General features: G+C 67.1%; 18 protein-coding genes. 8 read left to right on the top strand and 10 right to left on the bottom strand.

Going from position 1 to position 25,080, the window contains the following annotated elements:
• The first annotated feature begins 90 nt into the window (after positions 1 to 90).
• Positions 91 to 1,431 carry a glycoside hydrolase 5 family protein gene (locus AC1RRR_RS15770; RefSeq protein WP_492814503.1) on the top strand — a complete coding sequence of 447 codons (1,341 nt, stop codon included), beginning with the start codon at positions 91 to 93 and terminating at the stop codon, positions 1,429 to 1,431.
• Here AC1RRR_RS15770 and AC1RRR_RS15765 read toward each other — a convergent pair.
• The gene (locus tag AC1RRR_RS15765; protein WP_492814501.1) at positions 1,428 to 2,840 is read right to left on the bottom strand and encodes a S41 family peptidase; all 1,413 of its coding nucleotides are present in this window, start codon (positions 2,838 to 2,840) and stop codon (positions 1,428 to 1,430) included. The two genes, AC1RRR_RS15770 and AC1RRR_RS15765, sit on opposite strands and share 4 nt — an antisense overlap.
• Before the next feature lie 153 nt (positions 2,841 to 2,993).
• Between AC1RRR_RS15765 and AC1RRR_RS15760 the strand changes: the two genes are divergently transcribed.
• From AC1RRR_RS15760 to AC1RRR_RS15745, 4 genes are all read left to right on the top strand, one after another.
• Positions 2,994 to 3,356 (top strand): BlaI/MecI/CopY family transcriptional regulator, encoded by a 363-nt coding sequence (locus AC1RRR_RS15760; RefSeq protein ID WP_492814499.1) that lies wholly within the window; start codon positions 2,994 to 2,996, stop codon positions 3,354 to 3,356.
• The gene (locus AC1RRR_RS15755; RefSeq protein ID WP_492814497.1) at positions 3,353 to 4,558 is read left to right on the top strand and encodes a TonB family protein; all 1,206 of its coding nucleotides are present in this window, start codon (positions 3,353 to 3,355) and stop codon (positions 4,556 to 4,558) included. Before AC1RRR_RS15760 ends, AC1RRR_RS15755 begins: the two co-directional genes overlap by 4 nt.
• A 5-nt stretch (positions 4,559 to 4,563) precedes the next feature.
• The gene (locus tag AC1RRR_RS15750; RefSeq protein WP_492814495.1) at positions 4,564 to 5,442 is read left to right on the top strand and encodes an SEL1-like repeat protein; all 879 of its coding nucleotides are present in this window, start codon (positions 4,564 to 4,566) and stop codon (positions 5,440 to 5,442) included.
• Positions 5,443 to 5,519: 77 nt separating this feature from the next.
• Positions 5,520 to 7,136: a carboxylesterase/lipase family protein gene (locus AC1RRR_RS15745; protein WP_492814493.1), complete on the top strand. Its 1,617-nt coding sequence runs from the start codon at positions 5,520 to 5,522 to the stop codon at positions 7,134 to 7,136.
• On the opposite strand, the gene AC1RRR_RS15740 is transcribed toward AC1RRR_RS15745, so the two are convergent.
• From AC1RRR_RS15740 to AC1RRR_RS15730, 3 genes are all read right to left on the bottom strand, one after another.
• A complete protein-coding gene (locus AC1RRR_RS15740; protein WP_492814491.1) occupies positions 7,117 to 7,272 on the bottom strand; it encodes a hypothetical protein in 156 nt (51 codons plus the stop codon). The genes AC1RRR_RS15745 and AC1RRR_RS15740 overlap by 20 nt on opposite strands.
• 234 nt (positions 7,273 to 7,506) lie before the next feature.
• Positions 7,507 to 9,414 carry a sialate O-acetylesterase gene (locus tag AC1RRR_RS15735; RefSeq protein ID WP_492814489.1) on the bottom strand — a complete coding sequence of 636 codons (1,908 nt, stop codon included), beginning with the start codon at positions 9,412 to 9,414 and terminating at the stop codon, positions 7,507 to 7,509.
• A gap of 14 nt (positions 9,415 to 9,428) precedes the next feature.
• Positions 9,429 to 11,894, bottom strand: a complete 2,466-nt coding sequence (locus AC1RRR_RS15730) for a glycoside hydrolase family 3 protein (protein WP_492814487.1) — start codon at positions 11,892 to 11,894, stop codon at positions 9,429 to 9,431.
• A gap of 121 nt (positions 11,895 to 12,015) precedes the next feature.
• Here AC1RRR_RS15730 and AC1RRR_RS15725 point away from each other — a divergent pair, with 121 nt between their 5' ends.
• Both AC1RRR_RS15725 and AC1RRR_RS15720 read left to right on the top strand, forming a co-directional pair.
• Positions 12,016 to 13,992: a glycoside hydrolase family 97 protein gene (locus AC1RRR_RS15725; RefSeq protein ID WP_492814485.1), complete on the top strand. Its 1,977-nt coding sequence runs from the start codon at positions 12,016 to 12,018 to the stop codon at positions 13,990 to 13,992.
• Complete coding sequence (locus tag AC1RRR_RS15720) at positions 13,989 to 15,572, top strand: alpha-L-fucosidase (RefSeq protein WP_492814483.1); 1,584 nt, start codon at positions 13,989 to 13,991, stop codon at positions 15,570 to 15,572. The genes AC1RRR_RS15725 and AC1RRR_RS15720 overlap by 4 nt, the downstream gene beginning before the upstream one ends.
• Here AC1RRR_RS15720 and AC1RRR_RS15715 read toward each other — a convergent pair whose 3' ends face one another.
• The 4 genes from AC1RRR_RS15715 to wrbA all read right to left on the bottom strand — a co-directional run bounded on the left by AC1RRR_RS15715 (position 15,573) and on the right by wrbA (position 19,204).
• Positions 15,573 to 15,992, bottom strand: coding sequence for a hypothetical protein (locus AC1RRR_RS15715; protein WP_492814481.1), 420 nt, complete (start codon positions 15,990 to 15,992; stop codon positions 15,573 to 15,575). It lies immediately after the preceding gene.
• 180 nt (positions 15,993 to 16,172) lie between these two features.
• A complete protein-coding gene (locus tag AC1RRR_RS15710; RefSeq protein ID WP_492814479.1) occupies positions 16,173 to 17,000 on the bottom strand; it encodes a flagellin in 828 nt (275 codons plus the stop codon).
• Positions 17,001 to 17,282: 282 nt separating this feature from the next.
• A complete protein-coding gene (locus AC1RRR_RS15705) occupies positions 17,283 to 18,104 on the bottom strand; it encodes a flagellin (protein WP_492814477.1) in 822 nt (273 codons plus the stop codon).
• A gap of 500 nt (positions 18,105 to 18,604) precedes the next feature.
• Entirely contained in the window at positions 18,605 to 19,204 is a 600-nt protein-coding gene (gene wrbA, locus AC1RRR_RS15700; protein ID WP_492814475.1) for an NAD(P)H:quinone oxidoreductase, read from the bottom strand.
• Between the two features lie 142 nt (positions 19,205 to 19,346).
• On the opposite strand from wrbA, the gene AC1RRR_RS15695 reads away from it, so the two are divergent.
• Positions 19,347 to 20,246 (top strand): LysR family transcriptional regulator, encoded by a 900-nt coding sequence (locus AC1RRR_RS15695; RefSeq protein ID WP_492814473.1) that lies wholly within the window; start codon positions 19,347 to 19,349, stop codon positions 20,244 to 20,246.
• Between the two features lie 115 nt (positions 20,247 to 20,361).
• On the opposite strand, the gene AC1RRR_RS15690 is transcribed toward AC1RRR_RS15695, so the two are convergent.
• Positions 20,362 to 23,307: a TIM-barrel domain-containing protein gene (locus AC1RRR_RS15690; protein ID WP_492814471.1), complete on the bottom strand. Its 2,946-nt coding sequence runs from the start codon at positions 23,305 to 23,307 to the stop codon at positions 20,362 to 20,364.
• Complete coding sequence (locus AC1RRR_RS15685; protein ID WP_492814470.1) at positions 23,208 to 24,836, bottom strand: DUF5597 domain-containing protein; 1,629 nt, start codon at positions 24,834 to 24,836, stop codon at positions 23,208 to 23,210. The genes AC1RRR_RS15690 and AC1RRR_RS15685 overlap by 100 nt, the downstream gene beginning before the upstream one ends.
• Positions 24,837 to 25,080 lie beyond the last annotated feature (244 nt).

Here is a 25,080-nt window from a genome sequence, read left to right as displayed (position 1 = left end):
ATTTCTTTCATCATCTTTATTTAATCGCCTTCCCCGTCGGGGCGCGCTCGGCTAGGCTCCCGCAAAACAAGGTTACGGGGGAACACCAGGATGCTGAGCAGACGCTTTCTCTTGGCCGGCGCGGCCGCCGGCCTGATCGCCGCCCCGGCCCTGGCGGCAGCCGCCAAGAAACCCGCCGCCCCGCCCAAAGGCTTCGTGACCGTCAAGGACGGCCGGCTGATGCTGGACGGCAAGCGCTACCGCTTCACCGGCGCGAACCTGTGGTACGGGGCCTGGCTGGGATCGCCCGGGGCCACCGGCGACCACGCGCGGCTCAAGCGCGAACTGGACCGGCTGAAGGCCCTGGGCGTCACCAACCTGCGGGTCCTGGGCGCGGGCGAGCGCTCGCCGGCCAAGGCGGCTGTCGCCCCGACCTTCCAGGAAAAGCCCGGCGTCTATGACCAGGACCTGCTCAAGGGCCTGGACGTGCTGCTGGCCGAGATGGCCAAGCGCGACATGAAGGCGGTGATCTACGTCAACAATTTCTGGGACTGGTCGGGCGGCATGCCCGCCTATCTGAACTGGGTCGGCAATGGCCCGTGGTTCCAGCAGGGCGACCCGGCCCACCCGTGGCCGGAATTCCCCGACTATTCGGGCCGCTTCTACGGCGACGAGAAGGCCAATGCGCTGTTCCGCCGTTACCTGATGGGGCTGGTCGGCCGCCAGAACACGGTCACCGGCAAGGCCTATCGCGACGACCCGACCATCATGGCCTGGCAGCTGGCCAACGAGCCGCGACCGGGCGGCACCGATGCGTTCGGCAACAAGAACCTGCCGACCTATTACAAGTGGATCCGCGACGTCTCGACGATCATCAAGACGCTGGATCCCAAGCACCTGGTCAGCACCGGCAGCGAGGGCAGCATGGGCTGCCTGCACAGCGAGACCTGCGTGGTCGAGGCCCACAAGCCCGAGACCATCGACTACCTGACCCTGCACGTTTGGCCCAACAACTGGGGCTGGATCGACGTCAAGAACCAGCCGGCGACCTATGCCGACGGCGAGGCCAAGTGCCGCGACTACGTCACCCGCCACATCGCCCTGGCCAGGTCGCTGAACAAGCCGCTGGTCATCGAGGAGTTCGGCCTGATCCGCGAGGAACGCGCCTTCGTCCCCGGCTCGGCCACGGCCGACAAGGACCGGTTCTACAAGACCATCTACGGCCTGGCCCTGGACGACATGAAGGCCGGCGGCCCCGTGGCCGGCACCAACTTCTGGGCCTGGAACGGCGAAGGCCGCGCCCAGCATCCCGACGCCTGGTTCGTGCACGGCGACAAGAGCTTCGTCGGCGATCCGCCCCAGGAGGAGCAGGGCCTGTACGGGGTGTTCGACAACGACGCCTCGACCAAGGCGGTGATCGCCGAGCACGCGGCGGCGGTGGCGGCGCTCTAGCGCGCGGCCGCCTGGGCCACGGCCCTGGCCACGGCGTCGGGCAGGCGCACGGCCAGGCGCCGGGCCTTCAAGGGCGCGCTGTCGGTCGTGCGGAAGCCGACCAGCACGTCGGGATCGATCCCGCCCAACTCGTTGGAGCCGTCGGCCCGCAGGCGCAGGCAGTCGGGCAGGAACAGGCGTCCGCCGCTGTTCTTCAGCGTCACGGGCCCGGCCGCCGTGGCGTGGCCGCAGCCCGATCCGGCGCTGGGCGAGCCCAGGATGATCGCCGCCTTGTTGTCCTGCATCTGCGCGCTGAACTCCTCGGCGGCGCTGCCGGTGCGGCTATCGACCAGCACGATCAGCGGCCCCGCCCAGACGCCCTCGCGCCAGGCCCATTTCATCGGGTTAAACACCGACTGCCCCCAGGGCTTGCCGGCCAGGACCAGAGGGTCGGCGGCGGCCCAGGTCCCGGTCCCGTAGCCGGCGTCGACCAGGCGCGCGCAGGGCTGGCCTGGCTCGCAAGGACGCCGCGCCTGCGCCGCGCGGACCCGCAGGTCGGCCGTCTGGGCCAGCAGCTGCGCCTTCAGCGGACCACGCTCTTCCTTGACGTTCATCTCGATATCCAGCGCCCGAGCCTCCAGCTCGGCGGCGGCCTCGGGCGAACGGACGAAGCGGGCCGGCGCGCTGTTCAGGCGCACCGGCGTGACCATGCGGGCGGCGACCTCGGCCCATTCTCGGCCGCCGCCGTTGCCGGCCAGGTCGATCATCAGCACCTGCGCGCCGGCCGCCTTCATGCCCTCGAGGCGGGCGGCGAAACGGTCGGTCAGTTCCTGGTAGACGGCCGTGTCCAGCCGTCCTTCGCAATCACCCTCGCACGGCTTGTCCAGCGGCAGCTTTAGGCGAGCCGCGGCCGCCTCACACACGGCCTGGTCGGCCGCGAACAGGCCGATCTGCACGACGCCGAGCTTGCGGCCGTCGACCATTACCGTTCCGCCCGGAAACTCCCGCGCGCCCGCGCCGTCCAGCGGCGTCCAGTCCGCCAGGCCGGCGGCCACTGGGGCCTTGGCGCGCGGTCCATCCGGATCGGCGCAGGGCAGCTTCGGCGCGGCCTGCCCGTTCATGGCCGTCGCCGGACGCGTCCAGCTGATCGTCAGATGCCCGTCGGCCAGATAGGCCAACGCCCGGTCGACCAGCACCCTGGCCTCGGCATCCGACGACACCTTGCCCACCGCGCCTTCCAGGCTCCCGAAGCGGGCGTCGAGATCCAGCCCCCGCTCGACCGTCTGCCATTCGAGGTTGGCATAGCGGGCGTCCAGCGTCGCGCGGATCTGGCGTATGTCCTCGACCCACGGCGCGGGATCATAGGCATGGGCCGGTGCGGCCAGGCTCCAGGCGGCGATCACCGCCAGAACGACGCGAACAAATTGCATGAAGCCCCCGAGACTCACCCACCACCTCTAGTCGTGCGACAAGGCGAAGTCACGCCAGGGGTGCTCCTATTTTCCGCCCGACGTCGCCGCTTGACGCTCACGATGACAGGTGTCAACATCGACTCGTTGACACCTGTCATCGATGAGGCGGACATGAAGATCAGCGCGGCCGAGAGTGTGGTGATGGAGGCGCTGTGGCGGCGCAGTCCCCTGACGTCCGAGGCCATCATGGCCGAGGTCGGCGAGCCCAACGCCTGGACCGAGGGCACCGTGAAGGTGCTGATCAGCCGCCTCTTGAAGAAGAAGGCCATCGGCGCGACCGCCGAGGGTCGGCGCTATCTGTATTCACCGCTGGTCACCCGCGAGGCCTATGTCGGCAGCGAGAGCCAGGGCCTCTTGGACCGATTGTTCGACGGCCGGCTGGCGCCGCTGGTGGCCCACTTCTCCGACAGCGACAAGCTGAGCGAGCAGGACGTCGCCGACCTCAAGGCGCTGATCGAGAAGATCGGCAAATGAACGACGCCCTGCTCACCCTGCTCATTCGTGGCGAGCTGGCCCTGACGGTCGGCGTGCTGCTGGTCCTGGCCCTGCGCCGACCCGTCCGGCGAACGCTCGGTCCGCTGGCCGCCTATCGCCTGTGGCTGGTCGCGCCGCTGTGCGTGGTCGCGGCGCTGCTGCCCGCGCCTGTACCGTCCGGGGCCATGGCCCCGGTGGTCACCCTGGCCGCCGACGCCGCCTGGTCGGTGCGGCCGGTCTCGCGTCAGGTCCACAAGGTCTCGGAGATCCTGACGGCGCTATGGCTCGTCGGCGCGCTGGCGGCGGCGGCGTTGTTCGCCCTGCGCCAGGCACGGTTCGTGAAGAGCCTGGGCCGCCTGGCGCCCTCTCCCGGCGACCGTACGCTGCTGCTGGGCCAGCACACCGGCGCCGGACCGATGCTGCTGGGCGCCCTGCGGCCCCGGATCGTCGCGCCGGCCGACTTCGAGGCCCGCTTCCAGGGTCCCGCCCGCGATCTGGTCCTGGCCCACGAGCGCGTCCACCTGGCGCGCGGCGACGCGGCCGTGAACGCCCTGGTCGTCGCCGTGCGGTGCCTGGCCTGGTTCAACCCGCTGGTCCACGTCGCCGCCAAGTCGCTGCGCATCGACCAGGAGATCGCCTGCGACGCCGCCGTGGTCGAGCGCCATCCCGACGCCGCGCGCCTTTACGCCGAGACCCTGCTCGGCAGCGCCCTTACCCCCTTGTCCGCCCCGTTCGGCTGCCACTGGCCCGCCGTCGGCGTCCATCCCCTGAAGGAGAGACTGACGATGTTGCAGAACACCTCCACGACGCCCGCCCGCAAGACCCTGGGCGCCCTGCTGATCGGGACGCTGGGCCTGGCCGCCGCCGGCGCGGTGTGGGCCGCCAACGCGCCCGAACCGACCGTCCGCCTGCCGGTCTGGACCCAGCGTCCGGGCGGCGAGGACATGGCCCGCTACTATCCCGAAGCCGCGCATGAGGCCGGCGTCACCGCCGCCCGGGTGCTGATCGACTGCTCGATCACCGCCGAAGGCCGGCTGGAGAACTGCCTGGTCCGCCAGGAAGACCCGGCGCAGTACGGCTTCGGCGAGGCCACCATCAAGCTGGCCCGCCACTTCCAGATGGCCCCCGAGGATCGCGACGGCAAACCGACCGCCGGCGGCGTGATCCGCCTGCCGATCGTGTTCCAGGACCCGAAGGCCTAGAGCGCATGTTCCCCGCCCTCGCCCTGGCCGCCGCGCTGGCCCTCCCTTGCGCCCCGGCCGCTCCGCGCGACCGGGCCGCCGACCAGGCCGAGATGGCGCGCGCCGTCGCCCCGGTCGCCGCCGCCCACGATGCCCGGATGAAGGCGCTCGACCAGGGCGCGGCGGGCGAGACCTTCCTGTCTCTGCAGCGCCGCTATCACCAGGACCGCTTCGCCGCCCTGAAGCCCTTGGCCGAGCACGGCAATGTCAGCGCCATCTTCGCCCTCGCCCGGCAGTACCAGTCGGCCGACTCCGGCTTCGCCGATCCCGTCCAGTGGACCCGGCTGATGCACTGCGCCGCCGCCCTGGGCGATCCCGGCGCGCAGCTGGAGCTGATGATGGAGACCTGGCACGACAAGGGCGACGGCAGCTTCGCGGCCATCCAGCGCAATCGGGCCAAGACCCTGGACCTGATCGAGCAGGCCGCCGCGCGGGGCGAGGTCGGCGGGTTGTCGATGCTGGCGACCTATATCCGCGGCGGCCGGCACCAGTATCCGGTCGATCCGGATCTTGGCCGGCGGCTGGCCGTGCTGTGCCTGCGGGCCAGCGGCAACGGCTGCCGCGAGGATCTGCTCAGCGCCCTGCCCGACCCTGTGGATAACTACACCCTGCTGGCCGACCTGGCCCGTACGCAGCCGGTCCGCTTCGCCGCCCGTCGCGACGCGGCCTGGGCCAAGCTGACGCCCGAGCAGCAGGCTCGCACTGAGGCGGCCGCCGCTGCCCTACGTCGCGTTCCGTGGACCGAACTCGCGCCGGAATGGGCGGCCGTGCGCGCCCGGATCGTCGCCCAGGGTGACCCGGCCTCGGTCAGCTGCCTGCGCGGGCATCCCTGCCCAAACGTCTGAAATAGTGGATTGTCACCGGTGTCACCCATGCTACCGCTACCGGCAAATCGTGCGTTAGACGCGCCGGAGGAAGCCTCGTGGACACCGTTCAGAACCGCCGCACCCTGATCACCGGGGCCGCCGCCCTGGCCGCCTTCGCCGCCCTGCCGGGCGCGAGCTATGCCGCGGCCGAGAAGCGCTCGCCGGTCATCAAGACCACCGCCGGCAAGGTACGCGGCTATGTCGACGGCGAAGTCAGCGTGTTCAAGGGCCTGCGCTACGGCCAGGACACCGGCGGCGCCCGCCGCTTCATGCCGCCGATCAAGCCCGAGCCGTGGACCGACGTGAAGGACGCCCAGACCTATGGCGCCTCGTGCCCGCAGGGTAAGGGCGAGGACGAGGTCCAGTCCGAGGACTGCCTGTTCCTCAACGTCTGGACCCCGGCGAAGGCGAAGAAGGACAGTCTCGCGGACGGCGGCAAGCGCCCGGTGATGTTCTACATCCACGGCGGCGCCTACAACACCGGCTCGGGCTCGAGCCCCTGGTACGAAGGGACCAAGCTGGCCAAGCGCAGCGACGTGGTGGTGGTCACCGTGAACCACCGCCTGAACGCTTTCGGCTACCTGTACCTGGCGCGCCTGTTCAACGATCCGTCGGTGGCCGACAGCGGCAACAACGGCCAGCTGGACCTGGTGCTCGCCCTGCAATGGGTGCGGGACAACATCGCCCAGTTCGGCGGCGATCCGGAACGGGTGATGCTGTTCGGGCAATCGGGCGGCGGCGCCAAGATCGCCACCCTGATGGCCATGCCGGCCGCCAAGGGCCTGCTGCATCGCGCCGCCACCATGAGCGGCCAGCAGGTCACCGCCGGCGGCCCGTTCAACGCCACCAAGCGCGCCAAGGCTTTCATGGACAAGACGGGCGCCAAGGACCTGGCCGCCCTGCGCGCCCTGCCGGTCGACAAGATGGTCGAGGGCCTGCGCGCCACCGACCCGATCGCCGGCCAGGGCTCGGTCTATATGGGCCCCGTGCTGGACGAGCGCAGCCTGACCCGCCACCCGTTCTTCCCCGACGCCTCGCCGGTGGGCCTGTCGGTGCCGATGATGTGCGGCAACACCCACGACGAGACCAAGGGCTTCATCGGCTTCGACGCCAAGGTGTTCCCCAAGACCTGGGACGAGGTGCTGGCCAAGCTGCCCAGTCAGTTCGCCGGCCGCATCGACATCGATCCCGAGACGGTGATCGCCTTCTACCGCCAGACCTATCCGAACTATTCGCCGTCGGACGTCTATTTCGCCGCCTCGACGGCCGGCCGTTCGTGGAAGGCGGCAATCATTCAGGACGAGGAACGCGCCAAGGCCGGCGCGCCGGCCTTCGCCTACCAGGTCAATTGGAAATCGCCCAAGGACGGCGGCATCTTCGGCGCGCCGCACACCATCGACATCGGCCTGGTGTTCGGCACGCTGGACGCCAAGGGCTCGATCGTCGGGACGGGTCCGGAGTCGGTGGCGATGTCGAACACGATGAGCGACGCCTTCGTGCGCTTCGCCGCCACGGGCGATCCCAATGGCGGGACCCTGCCCAAGTGGGAGCCCTACACCCTGCCTCGTCGCCAGACGATGGTGTTCGACAACACCTCGAGGCTGGAAGACGACCCGCGCGGGGCCGAGCGGGAGTTCTTCAACCGCGTGCCGTTCACTCAGTTCGGGACTTAAACTCGAAGGGCGGCAGGGGCGGCAGGTGCTCGACGAGGATTCTTGCGGTCACGTCGGGCGCGGCCTCGATGGGCGGCGGCTCGCCGAACACCGCCTCCCACAAACCGATCCATGCCTGACGCTCTTCGAAGGTCACTGAAACGCTCCTGACTGAGAGCGAAATGTCAGTGCTAACAAGAGGTTGCTGGTTAACGGCGGGGTAACCACGAAAACTGTTGTGAAGCTTTTAACCTTCACCGCTACCCCACATCCCGTCATCCCGCGCTTTATGCGCGGGACCCATGGTTCAGCTTCTACGTGAAAGCGTAAGCCCGTACTTCACCTGCGGCGGACAAATGGGTCCCGCGCATAAAGCGCGGGATGACGGTGGTTATGGGATGGTGATTTCGAACGGCGTCGCCGGCAGGCCCGTCGCGCCGAACAGGTTGATGATCGGACTGTCGGCCCAGGCGTAGCGGACCTTGGTCGCGCCGGCGCCGCCGGCGAGGCGGATGGTCGCCCCCTCCACGGTCGCGTCGACGAAGCGGCAGGTCGTGTCGCACAGCTCAAAGCCGATCGGCCGCGCCGCGCCGTAGACGACCGCCGGCTGGTCCAGGGTCACCACGACGTCCGCGCCATCGCGGCGGGCCGAGAGCGGCGCCGGGCCGGCCGCCAGTACGGCCTCGCCATAGGCGATCTTCCGCGCCAGCAGGCCCAACCGCTGCCCCACCCGCGTCTTGTCCGCCGGGTGGATGTCGTAGGGCGAGCCGATGTCGACCGCGCTGGCCATGCCGACCTGCGGATCGGCCGCCGCCACCCGGCGCTGGACGTCGCGCAGGGCGGCCCAGTCGGAGTTCGCCACGCCGGGCTTCTGCGCCCCGAACGCGGCCAGCTGCACCAGCAGGAACGGCTGCGCCCCAAACGCCCTGCGCCAGTCGGCGATCATGGCCGGCATCAGGCGGGCGTACTCCGCCGCCTCGGTGACATTGGCCTCGCCCTGGTACCAGGCAAAGCCCTTGAGGCCGTACGGGACCAGCGGCGCGATCATGCCGTTGCGCAGAGTCGAGAGACCGCTGGCCCCGAGCCACGGCGCGTTGGGCGGCAGGGCGGTCTGCGACAGCGGCGCGGCGATCTTGTAGCGCCAGGTACCGCTGAGCGGCACGACGCTGCCATCGTCAAAGCGAAGGCCCTTCTCAACCGCCTTACCCCAGGTCCCGCCGCCGCCGCCCGTGTCGATGGCGCGGACGGCCAGCACGTTGCGGCCGGCCTTCAGCACGCCCGGCGCGATCCTGTAGTTCCGAGGCCCGTTCCAGCTCTGGGTCGCGCCCACTTCGCGGCCGTTGACGAAGGTGGTGTCCATGTCGTCGACTGGCCCCAAGGCCAGGGTCGCGCCTTGGGACGCCTGGGCCTTGGTCAGGGTGATCTCGGTGCGCAGCCAGACGACGCCGTCGAAGCCTTCGAGGCCGGGGTAGTTCTCCCAGAAGTTCTCCATCGGCACGGTCTTCCAGGCCCGGTCGTCCAGGTCCGGCCGCATGCCATCATTGGCCGCGCCCAGCTTGGCCCCCGCCCAGCGGTCCAGCATCCCCGCCCACTTGGCCTGGCCCACCACCGGGTCGCGGGCGTAGTCGTCGAGGACCGTCAGGCCCTCGTCATAGGTCTTCAGCGCAGCCAGCCCCTCGCGGCTGATCCAGTCCTGGATCACCGACCCACCCCAGGTGGCGTCGATCAGGCCGATCGGGACGTTGGTCGACTTGCGCAGATCCTTGCCCAGGAAGAAGCAGGCGGCGCTGAACTCGGCCGCGCTCGTGGGCGTGGCGGCCTTCCAGACGACGCTGGCCGGCAGGGTCTCCTGCGGCGCGGGCTGGCTGATCTTGCCGGTCTGCAGCAGGCGGATATTGGGGTCGGCCGCGGCGGCCACCTCGCTGTCGCCGGCCAGAGTGCGGCGCAGCGGATATTCCATGTTCGACTGGCCTGAGCACAGCCAGACATCGCCCATGACGAGGTCGGAGACGACCTGGCGCTCAGCGCCCGCCTGGACCGTCAGGGTCAGGGCCGGACCGCCGCCCGGACGCGCCGGCAACACGACGCTCCAGCGGCCATCGCCGCCGGCCGTAGAGCTGACGCCGGCTCCGGAGAGATCGACGCTAACCGTCGCGTTCGGCGCCGCGCGGCCCCACACCCGGATGGGCTGGTCGCGCTGCAACACCGCATGGTCGCTGAAGACGGAGGCCAGAGGGCCGGCAAGGGCCGGGCTGGCAAGCAGGGACGCGGCCGCTAGGGCCAGAATTTTCAACCGCATCCCTGCTCCATCTTTTACTGCGCTTTCGGCGGACAGACCGCCCCGGCGGGGTCGGCCGTCAGTTTCACGTTGGCGATCGAGACCTGGAAGGTCCCGGCCGTGCCCAGGTCGAACGGCGCGACCACCTTGGTCACGTCGGTCCCGGCGGCCTGGAAGCACTTCAGCGGGATCTTGACGCTGGCCCACTGGCCGGTCGGGGTTCCGGCCGGCGGGGTGGCGTCCAGCTTGCCCGCGCCGATGGCCAGGATCACCGGCTTGGTCGGCAGGACGTCGATGCGGTACTCGAAGGCCAGCGCCATGTCGGCATTGGTCTGGAACGACAGGTCCAGCGGCTTCTCGCCGACGATCGTCGCCCGGCCCAGCTTGTCGCCGGCATAGGTGATCTGGCGGCCAGCTTCCTGGACGTTGCCGGCGTCGACCGGGGCGATCTGCACCGACGACGAGGGCGAGGCCTTGAACTCGAACGGCGGCGGGGTCTTGCCGCCCACGAAGTAGTTCACGGCGTTGTCGGCCACCGGCTTGACGCCCGAGACTTCCGACAGCTTGGCCACCTTGCCCGGACGCGCGTAGCTCAGGCCATAGCCATAGGCGAACAGCGGATCATAACCCTTGTCGCCCTTGTTCAGGCTGAATTGGGCGGCGGTCTTGGGCCAGCTAAACGACAGCTTGCCGTGGAAGTCGGTGCGCGGCTTGCCGGCCTTGTCGCCGACCAGCACGTCGGCGATCCCGCCGCCTTCCGAGCCCGGCAGCCAGGCGGCCACGAAGGCGTCCGAGGCGTTGATCTCGGGGTTCACCCACAGCGGACGGCCCGACAGGAACACGGCCACCACCGGCACGCCCTTGGCCTTCAGGCTCTTGAGCAAGGCCAGGTCGGTCTTGGCGCCCGGCTGGTACTCCAGCGTGGTCTTCAGGTCGCCAACACCTTCCGCATACGGATTTTCTCCAAAGACAACGATGGCGACGTCGGGCTTCTTGTCGAACGAACCATCGACCGAGAGCGCGGCCGAACCGCCGCCGGCCTCGACCGCGGTCTTCACGCCGGCATAGATCGACTCCGCATTGGGGAAGTCGGCATTGGTGTTGCCCGTGCCCTGCCACGACAGGGTCCAGCCGCCCGACTGCTTGCCGATGTCGTCCGCGCCCGAGCCGGCGACCAGCACGTTCGCGCTGGCCTTGACCGGCAGGATGCCGTTGTTCTTCAGCAGCACCAGCGACTTGCGCACCGCCTCGCGGGCGACGGCGCGGTGCTCGGCATTGCCGATCACGCCCTCACGGCCCTCATAGGGACGGGCGGCCTGGAACAAGCCCATCTTGGCCTTCACCCGCAGGATGCGGCGCACCGCGTCGTCCAGGCGGGCCATCGGGATCACGCCCGACTTCACCTCGGCCAGGGTGTTGGCGTAGAGGGCCTTCCAGCTGTCGGGGGCCATGAACATGTCCAGGCCGGCATTGATCGACTGCGGGCAGTCGGTGGGCTTGCAGCCCGTCACCTGGCCGTGGCCGTTCCAGTCGCCGACGACGAAGCCGTCGAAGCCCATCTTGCCCTTCAGCACGTCGGTCAGCAGGCTCTTGTTGCCGTGCATCTTGACGCCGTTCCAGCTGTTGAACGAGGCCATGATCGTCAGGGTCCCGGCGTTGATCGCCGGCACATAGCCCTGGGCGTGCAGGCGGACGAGGTCGGCCTCCGACACCTTGGTGTTGCCCTGATCGACGCCGTTCTCGGTGCCGCCGTCGCCCAGGAAGTGCTTGGCGCTGGCGGCCACGTGGCCCTGCTGGATGACGCCGCCCTGAGAGACAGCGCCCTGCAGGCCCAGGATCATCTCGCCGGCATATTGGCGGACGATGAGGGGATCCTCGGAATAGCCCTCATAGGCGCGGCCCCAGCGGTCGTCGCGCGGCACGGCCAGGGTCGGGCCGAACGCCCAGTCGAAGCCGGCGGCCGAGGTCTCGAACGCGGTGGCCTTGCCGATGCGACGGATCAGCTCGGGATCGTGCGCCGCGCCCAGGGCGATGTTGTGCGGGAAGAGGGTCGCGCCGACGACGTTGTTGTTGCCGTGCACCGCGTCGATGCCGAACATCAGCGGGATGTGCGTCCCGCCCTCGCGCTGCGCCGCGCCCTCACGGAAGGCCTTAGCGGTGTCGACCCACGGCTTCTGCGGCGAGCGGTCGGGCGCGCCCAGCGGCGGCGAGCTGCCCCCGCCCAGGATCGAGCCCAGCGGATAGGTCTTCAGCTCCTCGGGCTTGATCTGGCCGATGTCGGCCTGGATCAGCTGGCCGACCTTCTCTTCCAAGGTCAGCTTGGTCAGGAGACTATCGACGAAGGCCTCGGTGGCCGGATCGACCAGGCCCTGGCTCTTGGCCGCGGGCCAGTTGGCGGGATTGGCGGTGTTCTGCGGGCCCGTCTGCGCGGCGGCCACGCCGGACAGAACGGTCGACGCCAACAAGGCGACGCACAGGGTCCTGGTGTTCATACTCCCCAACTCTTCTTTCGTTGTCGCCAAGTTCGACTGGGACAACGTTGTCATACCCCTGGACGGCGATCCATAGCCCGCTTAGTTTGTATGACAAATACGCAGAAGAAACTCGGGTTGGGAACTCCTCATGAAGCCATCCGGCTATTTTTTGACAGCGCTAACAGCAGCCACCCTGTTCAGCGCCGCCGCAGGCTGCGCGCAGGCCGCCGAGCAGGTCGTGACCTCGCCAGGCGGCCAGACAGAAATCCGTATTTCGGATGAAAGTGGTCAGGCCAATTTCTCGTTGAAGTTCAAGGGCCAGACCCTGGTCGCGCCCTCGCCCCTGGGGCTGATCCTGGACAAGGGCGGGCTGCTGTCGCGCAACCTGAAGATCGCTGGCGTGAGCACCCGCAAGGTCGACGAAACCTATGACCTGGTCGTCGGCAAGACCCGGACGGTGCGGGATCGCTACGCCGAGACGACCGTAGAATTTCTCGAAACGACCGGCCTGCAGCGGCGGCTGAAAATCATCGCCCGCGCCTATGACGACGGCGTCGCCTTCCGCTACGTGCTACCCGACCAGCCGAATCTGGCCGGCGTGGCGGTGCGCGGCGAGGAGACCAAGTTCGCGCTGTCCGGTGACGAGCGCTGCTGGGCGCTGAACCTGGGGCGCTTTGGCACCTCGCACGAGGGTGAGTACGATCCGATCCCGGCGAAGAGCTTCCGGGCCTCGGCGCTCTACGAGCTGCCAGTGGTCTGCCAGACCAAGACCGCGGCCTTCGCCCTGGCCGAGGCAGACCTCAAGAACTGGGCCGGCCTGTACCTGACCGGCCGCGAGGACGGTGGCCTGGGCCTGCAAGCCAAACTGTCGCCGCGCCTGGACGATCCGGCCAAGGCGGTGACCACGCGGATTGGGACGGACACCGTCTCGTCCTGGCGCGTGGTGATGATGGGCGACACGCCGGGCGACCTGGTCAGCTCGAACCTGATGACCAGCCTGAACCCGCCTACCGCTCTGACCGACACCAGCTGGATCAAGCCCGGCAAGGCCGCCTGGGATTGGTGGAACGGCTCCAAGGTCGCCGGGGCCGAGGGCATGAACGACGCGACGATAAAGGGCTTCATCGACTTCGCGGCCGCCAACAAGCTGGAGTACATGCTGATCGACGACGGTTGGTACGCCGGCTCCGGCCAAGCGCCGCGAATTCTTCCCGGCACGGACGTTACCCGCTCGATCCCGGCGATCAACTTGCCAGAGCTGGTCGCCTACGGCCGCGAGCGAGGCGTAGGCATCATGGTCTGGGTCCAATGGAAGGCCCTGGACGACCAGATGGACGAGGCCTTGGCGGCCTACGAAAAGTGGGGCGTGAAGGGGATCAAGGTCGACTTCATGGACCGCGACGACCAGCAAATCGTCGACTACTACCACCGCCTGCTGGAGAAGGCCGGTCAGCACAAGCTGATGGTCGACCTGCACGGCGCCTATCGCCCGACGGGCCTGATCCGGACCTATCCGCACTATGTCACCCAGGAGGGCGTACTGGGGGCGGAGTACAACAAGTGGAGCAGCCGCGTGACTGCCACTCACAACGTCACCCTGCCCTTCACGCGGATGCTGCTGGGGCCGATGGACTACACGCCCGGCGGCTTCCGGAACGTGCGGCCGCAAGACTTCAAGGACCAGTTCCTGCTGCCCACCGTGCAGACCACGCGCGGCCAGGCGCTGGCCATGTATGTGGTGTTCGACAGCCCGCTGACCATGGTCAGCGACAGCCCCTTGAGCTACGCCGCCTCGCCCGCCGGGCTCGACTTCATCAGCGCCGTGCCAACCAGCTGGGACGAGACCCGCGTGCTGTCGGGCGAGATCGGCCAGTCCATCGTCATCGCCCGCCGCAAGGGCGACGACTGGTGGGTCGGGGCCATGACCAACGAGACCGGTCGGACAGTGAAAGTCCCGCTGGGCTTCCTGGGCGCGGGCAGCTTCAAGGCCGAGATCCGCGAGGACGGCGCCGAACCCACGGCGCTGAAGACCCGCAGCCAGGCGGTGACGAGCAAGACGGCCCTGACCCTCGCGCTCGCCCCCAGCGGCGGCGGCGTCATCCATCTGAGCCCGGTGCGCCGATGACCTTCACCCGACGCGACATGCTGGCGGCGACCGCCGCGCTCTCCGCCAGCCCCGCCCTCGCCGCTCAGCGCTTCCAGCCCTCCTGGGACTCGCTAGCCGCCGGCTACCAGGTCCCCGAGTGGTTCCGCGACGCCAAGCTCGGCATCTGGTCGCACTGGGGGCCGCAGTGCGTGCCCGAGTTCGGCGACTGGTACGGCCGGCAGATGTACCAGCAGGGCAACAAGGTCTACGAGCACCACCTGAAGACCTACGGTCACCCGGCCGACTTCGGCTTCATGCAGTTCATCCCGCGCTGGAAAGCCGACCGCTGGGATCCGCAGGACCTGATGAAGAAGTATGTCGCCGCCGGCGCGAAATACTTCATGTCGATGGCCAACCACCACGACAACCTCGACATGTTCGACAGCCGCCACCACGCCTGGAACACCACGCGGGTCGGCCCCCGGCGCGACATCGTCGGGACCTGGGCCAAGGTCGCCCGGGCGCATGGCCTGAAGTTTGGCGTGTCCAACCACGGCGCCCACGCCTGGCACTGGTGGCAGACGGCCTATGGCTACGACGCCGAGGGCCCGCGCAAAGGCCAGCGCTACGACGCCTTCAACTTGACCAAGGCCGACGGCAAGGGTCAGTGGTGGCAGGGGCTGGATCCGCAGGCGCTCTACACGGGCCGCAACATGGTCATCCCCGACGGGATCGACACCATCAAGGCCGCCAACGCCTGGCACGACAAGCACGACGGCGAATGGCTGGAGACCCCGCCGCCGAACAATCCGGGCTTCGTGAAGAACTGGCTGGATCGCCAGAACGACCTCGTGGACCGCTACCGGCCCGACCTGGTCTATTTCGACAACTACGGCCTGCCGCTGGGCCAGGCGGGGCTGGACGCGACGGCGCACTACTACAATCGCCACGGCGGCGACGTCGTGGTGACGGGCAAGAAGCTGTCGCCGCTGCAACGCCGGGCCATCGTCGAGGATGTCGAGCGCGGCTTCTCCGACCGACTGCGGCCCGAGCCCTGGCAGACCGACACCTGCATCGGCGATTGGCACTACAGCCGGCCGCTGTACGAACGCGGCGGCTACAAGTCGGGCCGCGACGTTATCCAGCGGCTGATCGACGTGGTCAGCAAGAACGGATGCCTCTTGCTATCCATCCCCCAGCGCGGCGACGGCTCGATCGACGACAAGGAAGAAAAGGTCCTGGCCGACATGGGCGCGTGGATCGCGGTCAATGGCGAGGCGATCTACGCCACCCGCCCTTGGCGCGTGTTCGGCGAGGGCCCGACCAAGCTGGTCGAGGGCATGCAGAACGAAGGCGGCGCCAAGCCGTTCGAGGCCGCCGACATCCGCTTCACCACCAAAGCCGGCGCGCTCTACGCCCTGCCGATGGCCTGGCCCGAGGGGAGCTTGAAGATCGAGAGCCTGGGAGCCGCGCCCGGCGAGGTGCGGCGCGTGACCCTGCTGGGCGGAAACGATCCCCTGCCCTTCCGCCGCGAGGCTAGCGGCCTGACGGTCGAGCTGCCCCAGCGGCGACCAGCCTTCACCCCGGTGCTGAAGATAGAAGGGCCGGGCCTGGTTTAACTAGTCGCCCAGAATGTCTTCCTCACCTTCGGCTTGGGCCGCTTGCTTGGCGAGCGCCCAAAGTCTGCGCGCCGCCTTCTTGCGAATGGAGGCCGGATTTTCCGCGTACAACGCCACAACCCAGTCTCGGTCGTCATCGTCGTAGTTGAGCCGCCCTTCGTAGGCCGCTTTGAGCAAATACCCGACGCTCGCATCCTTGTAGTGAAAAACGATCGCGAGGTCGTCGCGAATGCCCAGCATGACTTCACACTGGCGATAGCTCAGTTCGTCGATGCGCTTTCGCCCATCCAAACCATCGAGGAAATCCAGCTCCCAGTCCGTGAACGAGCTCTCCTCATGCCGGGTCAGGAGGCGACGGACTTCGGCGCGCCATACCGCCTCATCTTTGCGGACGCGTTCGATTTCAGCTTCTCTTGCCAAAAGACAACCTCCGAATTTGCTCGGACGCGCACGGCATAGAACTTTATTTACTCAAGCTATACTGAGACGATTCTCCGGATCTGTGGATACCGACCTCTCAGCCACGAAAAAGGGGCGAGCCTCGCGGCTCGCCCCAGTCTTTCCAAGCGACCTTTTACGCGGCCGCGCGGTGTTCTTGGCTTAGCGGAACAGGCTCAGGATCGACGACGACGACTGGTTCGCGATCGACAGGGCCTGGATGCCCAGCTGCTGCTTGGTCTGCAGCGATTGCAGCTTGGCGCTTTCCTTGGCCAGGTCGGCGTCCACCAGGTTGCCCACGCCGGCTTCCAGGCTGTCTTGCAGCTTGCCGACGAAGGTCAGGTGGGTGTCCAGACCGGTCGAGGCCGTGCCCAGCGACGCCAGCTTGTTGGTGGCGGTGCCGATAGCCTTGTCGATGGTGGTGATCATCGTCTTGGCCGCGCTGGCGTTGGTGAAGGTCGGGACCGCGGTCACGCCCAGGCCCAGACCCGCCAGGGTCAGCGACTGCGCCTGGACCGTGAAGGTCGAGCCATCGGTGTTGGCCAGGAACATCAGGTTGCTGGTCTTGCCGTCGGCGATGCTGATGCCGTTGAACTTGGCGTTCGTGGCGGCCTTCTCGACCTGCACACGCAGCGAGTCGAAGTCCGACACCAGGGCGTTGAACGACGAGGTGTTCAGCGAGGTGTCGGAAGCGGCCAGGGCCTTTTCCTTCATCTTGCCCAGCAGGTCGGTGATGGTGTCGCCGGCCGCCAGGGCCACGTCGATGGTCGACTGACCGCGCTGCAGCGAGTCCTTCACGGCGTTCAGCGACGAGGCGGTGGCCGACTGGTTCTTGGACATGGCCCAGATGGCGCCGTTGTCCTTGGCGCTACCGACCTTCTTGCCGGTGTTGATGCGCTGCTGGACGACCTGCAGTTCGCTGTTGGTCGAGTTCAGGTTCTGCAGGGCGATCATGGCCCCGCTGTTCGTGTTGATGCTGTTCAGCGCCATAACGAAACAACTCCTATTCGAGGTGTTCCGGCGTCTTTTTGACGACCGGTGGGCATTTTACCCACCGCGACACTATGACGCTGACCTTTCAATACCCTTTATGAGTTGTAGTTACTTTCTTAACAACCAAACTAATGCGTTAAATACTTTTAACGGTGAGTCTGACCAGACTCAAACATGAGTCCGATCAGACTCATTCTACTTCACGAATACTGGCGGCATAGAAAAAGGGCGGACCCGAAGGCCCGCCCCTCTCGACGACCAAAATCGCCGAAGTCAGCTTTAGCGGAACAGGCTGAGGATCGACGAACTGGATTGGTTCGCGATCGACAGGGCCTGGATGCCCAGCTGTTGCTTGGTTTGCAGCGACTGCAGCTTGGCGCTTTCCTTGGCCAGGTCGGCGTCCACCAGGTTGCCCACGCCGGCTTCCAGGCTGTCTTGCAGCTTGCCGACGAAGGTCAGGTGGGTGTCCAGGCCCGTCGAAGACGTACCCAGGGTCGCCAGCTTGTTGGTGGCGGTGCCGATGGCCTTGTCGATCGTAGCGATCATCGACTTGGCCGCGCTGGCCGTGGCGAAGGTCGCGACACCCGACAGACCCAGACCGCCCAGGGTCAGAGACTGCGCCTTGACCGTGAAGCCCGAGCCATCGGTGTTGGCCAGGAAGGTCAGGTTGGCGGTGCTGCCGTCAGCGATGCTGATGCCGTTGAACTTGGCGTTCGAGGCCGCCTTCGTGATCTGGTCCTTCAGCGAGTTGAAGTCCGAGACCAGGGCGTTGAACGACGAGGTGTTCAGCGAGGTGTCGGAAGCGGCCAGGGCCTTTTCCTTCATCTTGCCAAGCAGGTCGGTGATGGTGTCACCGGCCGCCAGAGCCACGTCGATGGTCGATTGACCGCGCTGCAGCGAGTCCTTGACGGCGTTCAGCGACGAAGCCGTGGCCGACTGGTTCTTGGACATGGCCCAGATGGCGCCGTTGTCCTTGGCGCTGCCCACCTTCTTGCCGGTGTTGATGCGCTGCTGGGTGACTTGCAGTTCGTTGTTGGTCGAGTTCAGGTTTTGCAGGGCGATCATGGCCCCGCTGTTCGTGTTGATGCTGTTCAGCGCCATAACGAAGTAGCTCCTATTCGAGGTGTTCCGGCGTCATTTTGACGGCCGGTGAGCGTTTTGCTCACGTGCATCCTCACACAATAGGACTAAGCGTTCGTTGATATTTCAGTATTCTACAATTAAGATTTCGAACTATTTTGTTAATTATTAAATGAAGACTACTTCTATACCTGTATCAAAATGGCACAACTTCAACTCAACTTGGGTACACCTTGAGGTGTAGTCACCTCGAGATCAACGATCGGCCAGGTAGAGGCGGGGCGAACGATAGTGCTTGGCGATCGCCCGGATGGTGATCACGAAGACGAACCCTTTCCAGAGATCGCCAAGAAGGCTGCTGCGACGGCGCATGGGAGAGACTCCTTGTTTTGAGGTGGAACGAAGGAAAAGGCCGACCGGCTCCCATTCCTTCTCAAGAGAGAGGGAGGGGAAAGGAGCCAGCCGGCCTCGACTGCCGGTCGTCGGTGGGGGAGAGACGACCGGTTACAAACTCAGTGCGATCAGCCGTGCAGCTTGATCGCGGTCTCGGCGATCTTGCGGCCCTGATAGCGGGCGCCGTCCAGCTCGTTGGCGCTGGGCTGACGCGAGCCGTCGCCGCCGGCGATGGTGGTGGCGCCGTACGGGCTGCCGCCGGTGACTTCATCCAGGGTCATCTGGCCGGCGTGGCCGTAGTCCAGGCCCACGATCGTCGTGCCGAAGTGCAGCAGGTTGGTGATGATCGAGAACAGGGTGGTCTCCTGACCGCCGTGCTGGGTCGCCGTCGAGGTGAAGGCGCCGGCCACCTTGCCGTGCAGGGCGCCGCGGGCCCACAGGCCGCCAGCCGCGTCGAAGAAGGCCGCGACCTGCGAGGCCATCCGGCCAAAGCGGGTCGGGGCGCCGACGATGATGGCGTCGTAGTTGGCCAGATCTTCCACGGCCGCGACCGGGGCTTCTTGATCGAGCTTGAAGTGGGCGCCCTTGGCGATCTCCAGCGGCACGGTTTCCGGCACGCGCTTGATGTCGACGCTCGCGCCGGCTTCGCGCGCGCCCTCGGCGACGGCCTTGGCCATCGTTTCCAGGTGACCGTAGGACGAATAGTAGAGAACCAGAACCTTGGCCATGACGGCTAATCCCTTGCCTTGATGCGAATGGCGGGGACGTCATGTCCTCGTCGTTGTCGTGGGTTTTGGCGCCGCTTGGGCTTGCGCGATATCCGAATAAAATCGTCTATGACGTTCGAGATTTTCGAACGATGAGACCACTATGAGCGAGCCCGGCACACCGACCCTGGACCAGCTGACCGTGTTCCTGACCATCGTCGAGGAAGGCGGCTTCGCGGCTGCGGCCCGGCGGCTGAACCGGGCCAATTCGGTGATCAGCTACGCCATCGCCAATCTCGAGGCCCAACTGGGCCTGGCGCTGTTTGACCGCGACGCCGCCAAGAGCCCGGTGCTGACCGAGGCCGGCAAGGCGATGCTGGCCCGCGCCCGGGTGATCGCCGGCGATGTGGCGGCCCTTCGGGCTCAGGCCAAGGGCCTGCTGCAGGGCCTCGAGGCCGAGGTGCACCTGGTGCTGGACGTCATGCTGCCGACGGCGCGGGTGGTCGATGCGCTGCGCGCCTTCCGCGAGGCCTTCCCGACCGTGACCCTGCGCTTGCATGTCGAGGGCCTGGGCGCCGTGACCCAGATGGTGCTGGACCGCCGCGCCACCCTGGGCGTGGCCGGGCCGCTGGACGTCGTCCATGGCGGCGACGAGCTGGACTATATCGCGGTCGGCGCCACCTTGCTCATCCCCGTGGCCGCGCCGGACCATCCGCTGGCGAAGGGTCCCAACCCGCCGGGCGCGGGCCGCGACCACACCCAGCTGGTGCTCACCGACCGCTCGCATCTGACCGAAGGCCGCGACTTCGCCGTCGCCAGCGCCCACACGTGGCGGCTGGCGGACCTGGGGGCCAAGCACATCCTGCTGAAGGAGGGCCTGGGCTGGGGCAACATGCCCGAGCCCATGGTGCGCGAGGATCTGGAGGTTGGGCGCTTGGTGCGGCTGGACATGGCCGAGATGGCGAGCGCGCACTACACGCTGCACGCGGTGCATCGGAGCGATACGCCGCCGGGCCCGGCGACGGCGTTTCTGATCGAGCGGTTTAGAGGGCAGGCGGACTGACGGTGCGGCCGTCCTCATCCTTCGACAAGCTCAGGATGAGGACTACTTTTCGCGGCGGTTCAGTAGGAAACCTCACCCTGAGCTTGTCGAAGGGCGAGGTTTCCGTTTCAGCGGCCTACTTCCGCGTCACCACGACCGCGTCACCGGCGTACTCCACCGTCGCATCGGCCGCCGCCGCGAAGTCGGTCGGCTTGGCGCCCGCCCCGATGAACCGCACCTTGAACGTCCGCTTGTCGACCATGCCGTCGAACTTGCCCGACCGCGCCCCGATCACGACTCGGCCCGAGGCGTTGTCGTAGCTGATCGGGATCCGGCTGTAGGCCCCGCGCTGATAGGCCATGGTCAGGCCGTCGTCCTCGTAGAGCTCGTACTGGCCGTCCTTACCCGTGTAGATCACCAGGGTGATCGGCAGGTCCGGCTTCTCGCCGACATATTGCTGGACCTCGGTGGTCGGCACGATGGCGCCGGCCTTCACGAACAGCGGCATGCGGCCCAGCGGCGCGTCGGCCTTGATCGACTGGCCACCGGCGTGAGCCTTGCCGGTCTCGAAGTCATACCAGGTGGTCCCGGCCGGCAGGTACACCGACCGCGAGCGCGCCTTGAACTCGGTGACCGGGGCGACCAGGAACGCCGAGCCGTACAGGTACTCGTCATTGACGTCCCGCGCCTTCAGGTCGTTGGGATAGTCCATGACCAGGCCGCGCATGATGCTGCCATCGCGGTGATAGGTCTCGCCCGCCAGGGTCAGGGTGTAGGGCATCAGCCGGTAGCGCAGCTGATCGTACCAGACGAGCGAGTTGTAGACCTCGGTCCCCTCGTCGGCGAGGTTCCAGATCTCGCGGAAGGGCTCCTCGCCGTGGCTGCGGAACAGGGGCGAGAAGGCGCCGAACTGGAACCAGCGCAGGTTCAGCTCCTGCCACTCGGCCCAGTGCTTGGGATCGCGCTTTTCATAACGCTCCTCGACCGAGAAGCCGCCGATGTCGGTGGTCCAGTTGGGGATGCCCGACATCGACAGGTTCACACCGGCCGAGATCTGGTCCTTGAAGTCGTCCCAGCGGGCCACGACGTCGCCGCTCCACAGGGCCACGCCCTGGCGCTGGATGCCGCCAAAGCCCGAGCGTGAGAAGATGTACGAGCGCTTGTCCGGATCACGCTGATGCTCGCCGTCGAACACCGCCTGGGTGTGCAGCAGCGGGTACGAGTTGAAGAACTCCGCGCCCGGCCCCTTGGCGGTCGGCCCCATGCGCAGGGTGCGCTCGGGGATGTCGAGGTTGGAGTGCATGTCCGGCTCGTCGCTGTCCATCCACCAGGCGTCGATGCCCACGCCGCCCAGGTTCTCCTTGACCTGGCGCCAGTAGATGTCGCGCGCTTCCTGCGTATAGGGGTCGTAGAACGAGTTCAGATACCCCGGCCCCACCCAGTCCAGCGCGCCCTGCTCGACATTGCGGCGGTACATGAAGCCCTTGGCGTCCAGCTCCTTGTAGTTCTTGGTCGTCGGATAGAACTTGGGCCAGATCGAGATCATGAAGTGGGCGTCCAGGTCGTGGACGTCCTTCAGCATCTTCTTGGGGTCGGGGAAGCGCGTTTCGTCGAACTTGTGGCTGCCCCAGCTGTCGTCCTTCCAGTAGCGCCAGTCGAGGACGATGTTGTCCAGCGGGACCTGGCGCTTGCGGTACTCCTTGACCACCCCGACCAGCTCGTCCTGGGTGTTGTAGCGCTGGCGGCTCTGCCAGAAGCCGTACGACCAGCGCGGCAGGGCCTGGGCCTTGCCGGTCAGCTCACGATAGCCGGACACGACCTGGTCCAGGTTGTCGCCGGCCACGAAGTAGTAGTCGATCGTATGGGCGACGTCTGACGTCAGGGTCAGCGACTTCTGCTGCGCCGCCGGGATCGGGTCGTTGTGCAGCAGGGCGACATAGCCGTCGTTGGGATCCCACTCGACGCGGACCTTGTGGCGCATGCCGGCCTTCATCGGGACGGTGAAATTGTGGAACCACGGGTTCCAATTTTGCCGCCAGCGATCGATCTTCAGCTGCCCGTCGACCCAGATCTTGGCGTAGCTGGACGAGTACAGCTTGAACTTCTGGACGCCGCTGGCCTTAGGCTCGACGAAGCCCTCCCAGACCACGGTCGCGCCCTTCACCGGCTTCTTGTCGGCGGTCTGCAGCTCGGCCGGCCAATTGGGCAGGTCGTCCAGATATTGGTAGTCGATGTCCTTCTCGGTCCGGGTCAGCTTCAGCTCGCCCTTGACGTAGTACTTGGCGGTGAAGCCGCCGGGCTTGCCGCTGGCGTCGGTGATCTTCAGGTCGCGCGAGGCCAGGGCATAGGGCGTCGGGTCGCCGAAGCGGGTGATACCGTTATTGTCCCACAGGACGCCGTAGTTGCGGGTCGACAGCACGAACGGGACGGCGATGTCGCGATTATACTGGGCCAGCTCGACGTCCTGGCCGTTGTAGTTCATCTGGCCGTTCTGGTGCTGCCCTAGGCCGTAGAAGCCTTCATTCGTGGACGGATTGAAACGCTGGCTGATGGCGTAGAAGCCCTTGCCGTCGATGGTGTGCGGCTTGAACGCCGCCCGCCCCTGCTCGGCCAGAACCGTCTTGCCGGCCGCGTCCTTGAACGAGACCTGGCCGTCCTTCAGCGTCACTTCGGCGGTGGCCTTGCCGGCCTTCAGCACGACCTTGCCGGCGGTCTCGGTGACCGTGAAGCCGCTGGTCTTCGGCTGGGCGATGACCATCAGGCTCTGAGGCGCGTCGATCGTGTCGGTGGGTGAGGCGGTGACGCGGATGGCGCGGTCGCTCATCACCTGCAGGCGGACCTTCTTGGCCGCTCCCGAGGCGGGGGTGACGATGACGCCGTCGGCGGTCTTCTCGAAGCCGCCGTCGAGGGCCAGCGCCGAGGTGGAGGCCAGCAAGGCGAGGCTGAACGTAGAGAGAGCTAGGATACGCATGGCTGGTCCCGTCAGTAGGTGGCGAGCTTGACCCGCAGGATCTGCGCGCCGCCGGTGAAGTTGAGGCCGTAGTCGGTCTGGTCGCCGTTCCACAGGCGGTCGAAGACCCATTGGCCGTTCTCGAAGTGACCCTCTTCCACGCGGGCCATCAGCATCGGCTTGTTGTCCTTCAGCGCGCGGCCGAACTCGAAGCGGACATTGCGGCCGGTGACCAGGAACTCGTCGGGCGACAGCTGGGCGACGACGCCGCCGCCGTCAGGACCTTGCGGGCCGGGCGGGCGGTCCTTGAGCCAGGCCCAGTCGGACGCCCCGAACTGCCACTTGCCGTAGCGCAGGGTGACGGTCCAGGCGCCCATGGTCGTGGTCTGGGGCGCGCGGTCGTCGGGCTCGGAGCCGCCGAACACCTTGTTCTCGAAGGACAGCTTGGCCCACTCGCGGGCCATGCCGCCCAGCAGGCGGTAGTTGGCCGCGAAGGCCTCGACCGTGGCGTCGTCCAGCTTGGCCGCGCCCAGCGGGAAGTTGGCGTAGCCGGTATAGTCCATGCCGAACGGCGAGAAGCCGATGCCCTGGCGGCCCAGCGCATCGAAGACGTAGCGGGCATAGACCGGATCGTTGCCGGTCTCGGCCACGAACAGCGCGTTGCCGGGCCGTTTGTAGTGGGCCAGGGCGGCCGAATATTTGACCGACTCCTTCATGTAGATGTCGGGCGCGATCAGATCGACCGAGGGGGCCGCGGCCTTCCAGACGCCGATGACATTGTCGGTCGGGCCGCCGGCCGAATAGCTCTTGGGCTCGCCCGGCTTGATCGGGTCGCGCAGGGCGGCGTTGACGTACATCGGCAGCGGATAGACGGCCTTGCCGGCGGCGGTCACCTGGTCGACGAAGCGGCCGATATGCCAGGCGTGGAAGTACTCGTCGGCGTCCTTGCCGAAGGCTTGCGACCACGTGCCGGGCTTGGCGCCCACGGCCTTCACCAGCGCCGCCGGCGCGGGACCCTCGAACACCTTCTGGGCGGCGGGGCCGAAGTCGCGGACCGTGCCGTAGGTGCCGGTCTCGTTCTCGACCTGAACCATGATGACGGTGCGCTCGGCGCTGTCCTTGGCCTTCAGGTGGGTCATCAGGGCCACGAAGGCCTTGCGGTCGGCATCGAGCGTCGACTGGGCCAGCGGCGACATCGAGTACGAGCGCTGACCGTCCTCCTTCTTCAGGCGCGGGAAGCGCTTGTCGTCCAGCTTGACCCACTCGGGGGCGTAGGACGGCGAGCTGTTCTTCCAGGTGCCGAACCACAGGAGGACCAGGCGCACGTCATGCTCGCGGGCCTGCTTGAGCAGCAGGTCCAGGTACGAGAAGTCGAACTTGCCCTCGACCGGCTCGATCTGCTCCCAGGCAATCGGCACCTGGACGGTGTTGGCGCCCATCTTGGCGACGGCCGGCCAGACCTTGGGCATCTGCGAGGGCCAGGCGGACGAGTTGTTGACCTGGGCGCCCAGGATCAGGAACGGCGCGCCGTCGACCATCAGGGCATGGCGACCGTCCTTCTCGACCAGACGCGGGATCTCGCGATCGGCCGCGATGGCGTCCGTCGACAGGGCCAAGGCCGAGACCATTCCGAGGGTCGCTATGAAGCGCGAAAGTCCCATCCGCCTCCTCCGTACGCGAGCGCCAAATCGATGTTAGCGCTATCAATCTTATTGTCGGACCATTGCCCCGCCGGAGGGCGCAAGCAAGTCCGCGTGGCTCAAAAAAATCCGCGCACCGCCGCAGGTGACGATGCGCGGGGAAAGACGTCGCGCGACCTCGGGGAGAGGTGTCGCGCGAGGCGAGGCCAGGGCCATGAAACCCTCTGCCGCACCGCCTAAGCTAGTCAGACTATAGTCGTATAAT

The organism is Caulobacter sp. GW821-FHT12D05 (assembly GCF_058807295.1).
The sequence above is the reverse complement of the archived record's forward strand: the minus strand, read 5'-3'. Positions and strand labels throughout refer to the sequence as shown.

What these genes read in the sequence shown, in the direction of transcription:
- AC1RRR_RS15695 (WP_492814473.1), top strand. Translation starts at nt 19,347, where the DNA reads ATGAGCGAGCCCGGCACACCGACCCTGGACCAGCTGACCGTGTTCCTG.
- AC1RRR_RS15770 (WP_492814503.1), top strand. Translation starts at nt 91, where the DNA reads ATGCTGAGCAGACGCTTTCTCTTGGCCGGCGCGGCCGCCGGCCTGATC.
- AC1RRR_RS15710 (WP_492814479.1), bottom strand. Translation starts at nt 17,000, where the DNA reads ATGGCGCTGAACAGCATCAACACGAACAGCGGGGCCATGATCGCCCTG.
- AC1RRR_RS15725 (WP_492814485.1), top strand. Translation starts at nt 12,016, where the DNA reads ATGAAGCCATCCGGCTATTTTTTGACAGCGCTAACAGCAGCCACCCTG.
- AC1RRR_RS15685 (WP_492814470.1), bottom strand. Translation starts at nt 24,836, where the DNA reads ATGGGACTTTCGCGCTTCATAGCGACCCTCGGAATGGTCTCGGCCTTG.
- wrbA (WP_492814475.1), bottom strand. Translation starts at nt 19,204, where the DNA reads ATGGCCAAGGTTCTGGTTCTCTACTATTCGTCCTACGGTCACCTGGAA.
- AC1RRR_RS15705 (WP_492814477.1), bottom strand. Translation starts at nt 18,104, where the DNA reads ATGGCGCTGAACAGCATCAACACGAACAGCGGGGCCATGATCGCCCTG.
- AC1RRR_RS15750 (WP_492814495.1), top strand. Translation starts at nt 4,564, where the DNA reads ATGTTCCCCGCCCTCGCCCTGGCCGCCGCGCTGGCCCTCCCTTGCGCC.
- AC1RRR_RS15690 (WP_492814471.1), bottom strand. Translation starts at nt 23,307, where the DNA reads ATGGGTCTTCGACCGCCTGTGGAACGGCGACCAGACCGACTACGGCCT.
- AC1RRR_RS15720 (WP_492814483.1), top strand. Translation starts at nt 13,989, where the DNA reads ATGACCTTCACCCGACGCGACATGCTGGCGGCGACCGCCGCGCTCTCC.
- AC1RRR_RS15760 (WP_492814499.1), top strand. Translation starts at nt 2,994, where the DNA reads ATGAAGATCAGCGCGGCCGAGAGTGTGGTGATGGAGGCGCTGTGGCGG.
- AC1RRR_RS15755 (WP_492814497.1), top strand. Translation starts at nt 3,353, where the DNA reads ATGAACGACGCCCTGCTCACCCTGCTCATTCGTGGCGAGCTGGCCCTG.
- AC1RRR_RS15735 (WP_492814489.1), bottom strand. Translation starts at nt 9,414, where the DNA reads ATGCGGTTGAAAATTCTGGCCCTAGCGGCCGCGTCCCTGCTTGCCAGC.
- AC1RRR_RS15765 (WP_492814501.1), bottom strand. Translation starts at nt 2,840, where the DNA reads ATGCAATTTGTTCGCGTCGTTCTGGCGGTGATCGCCGCCTGGAGCCTG.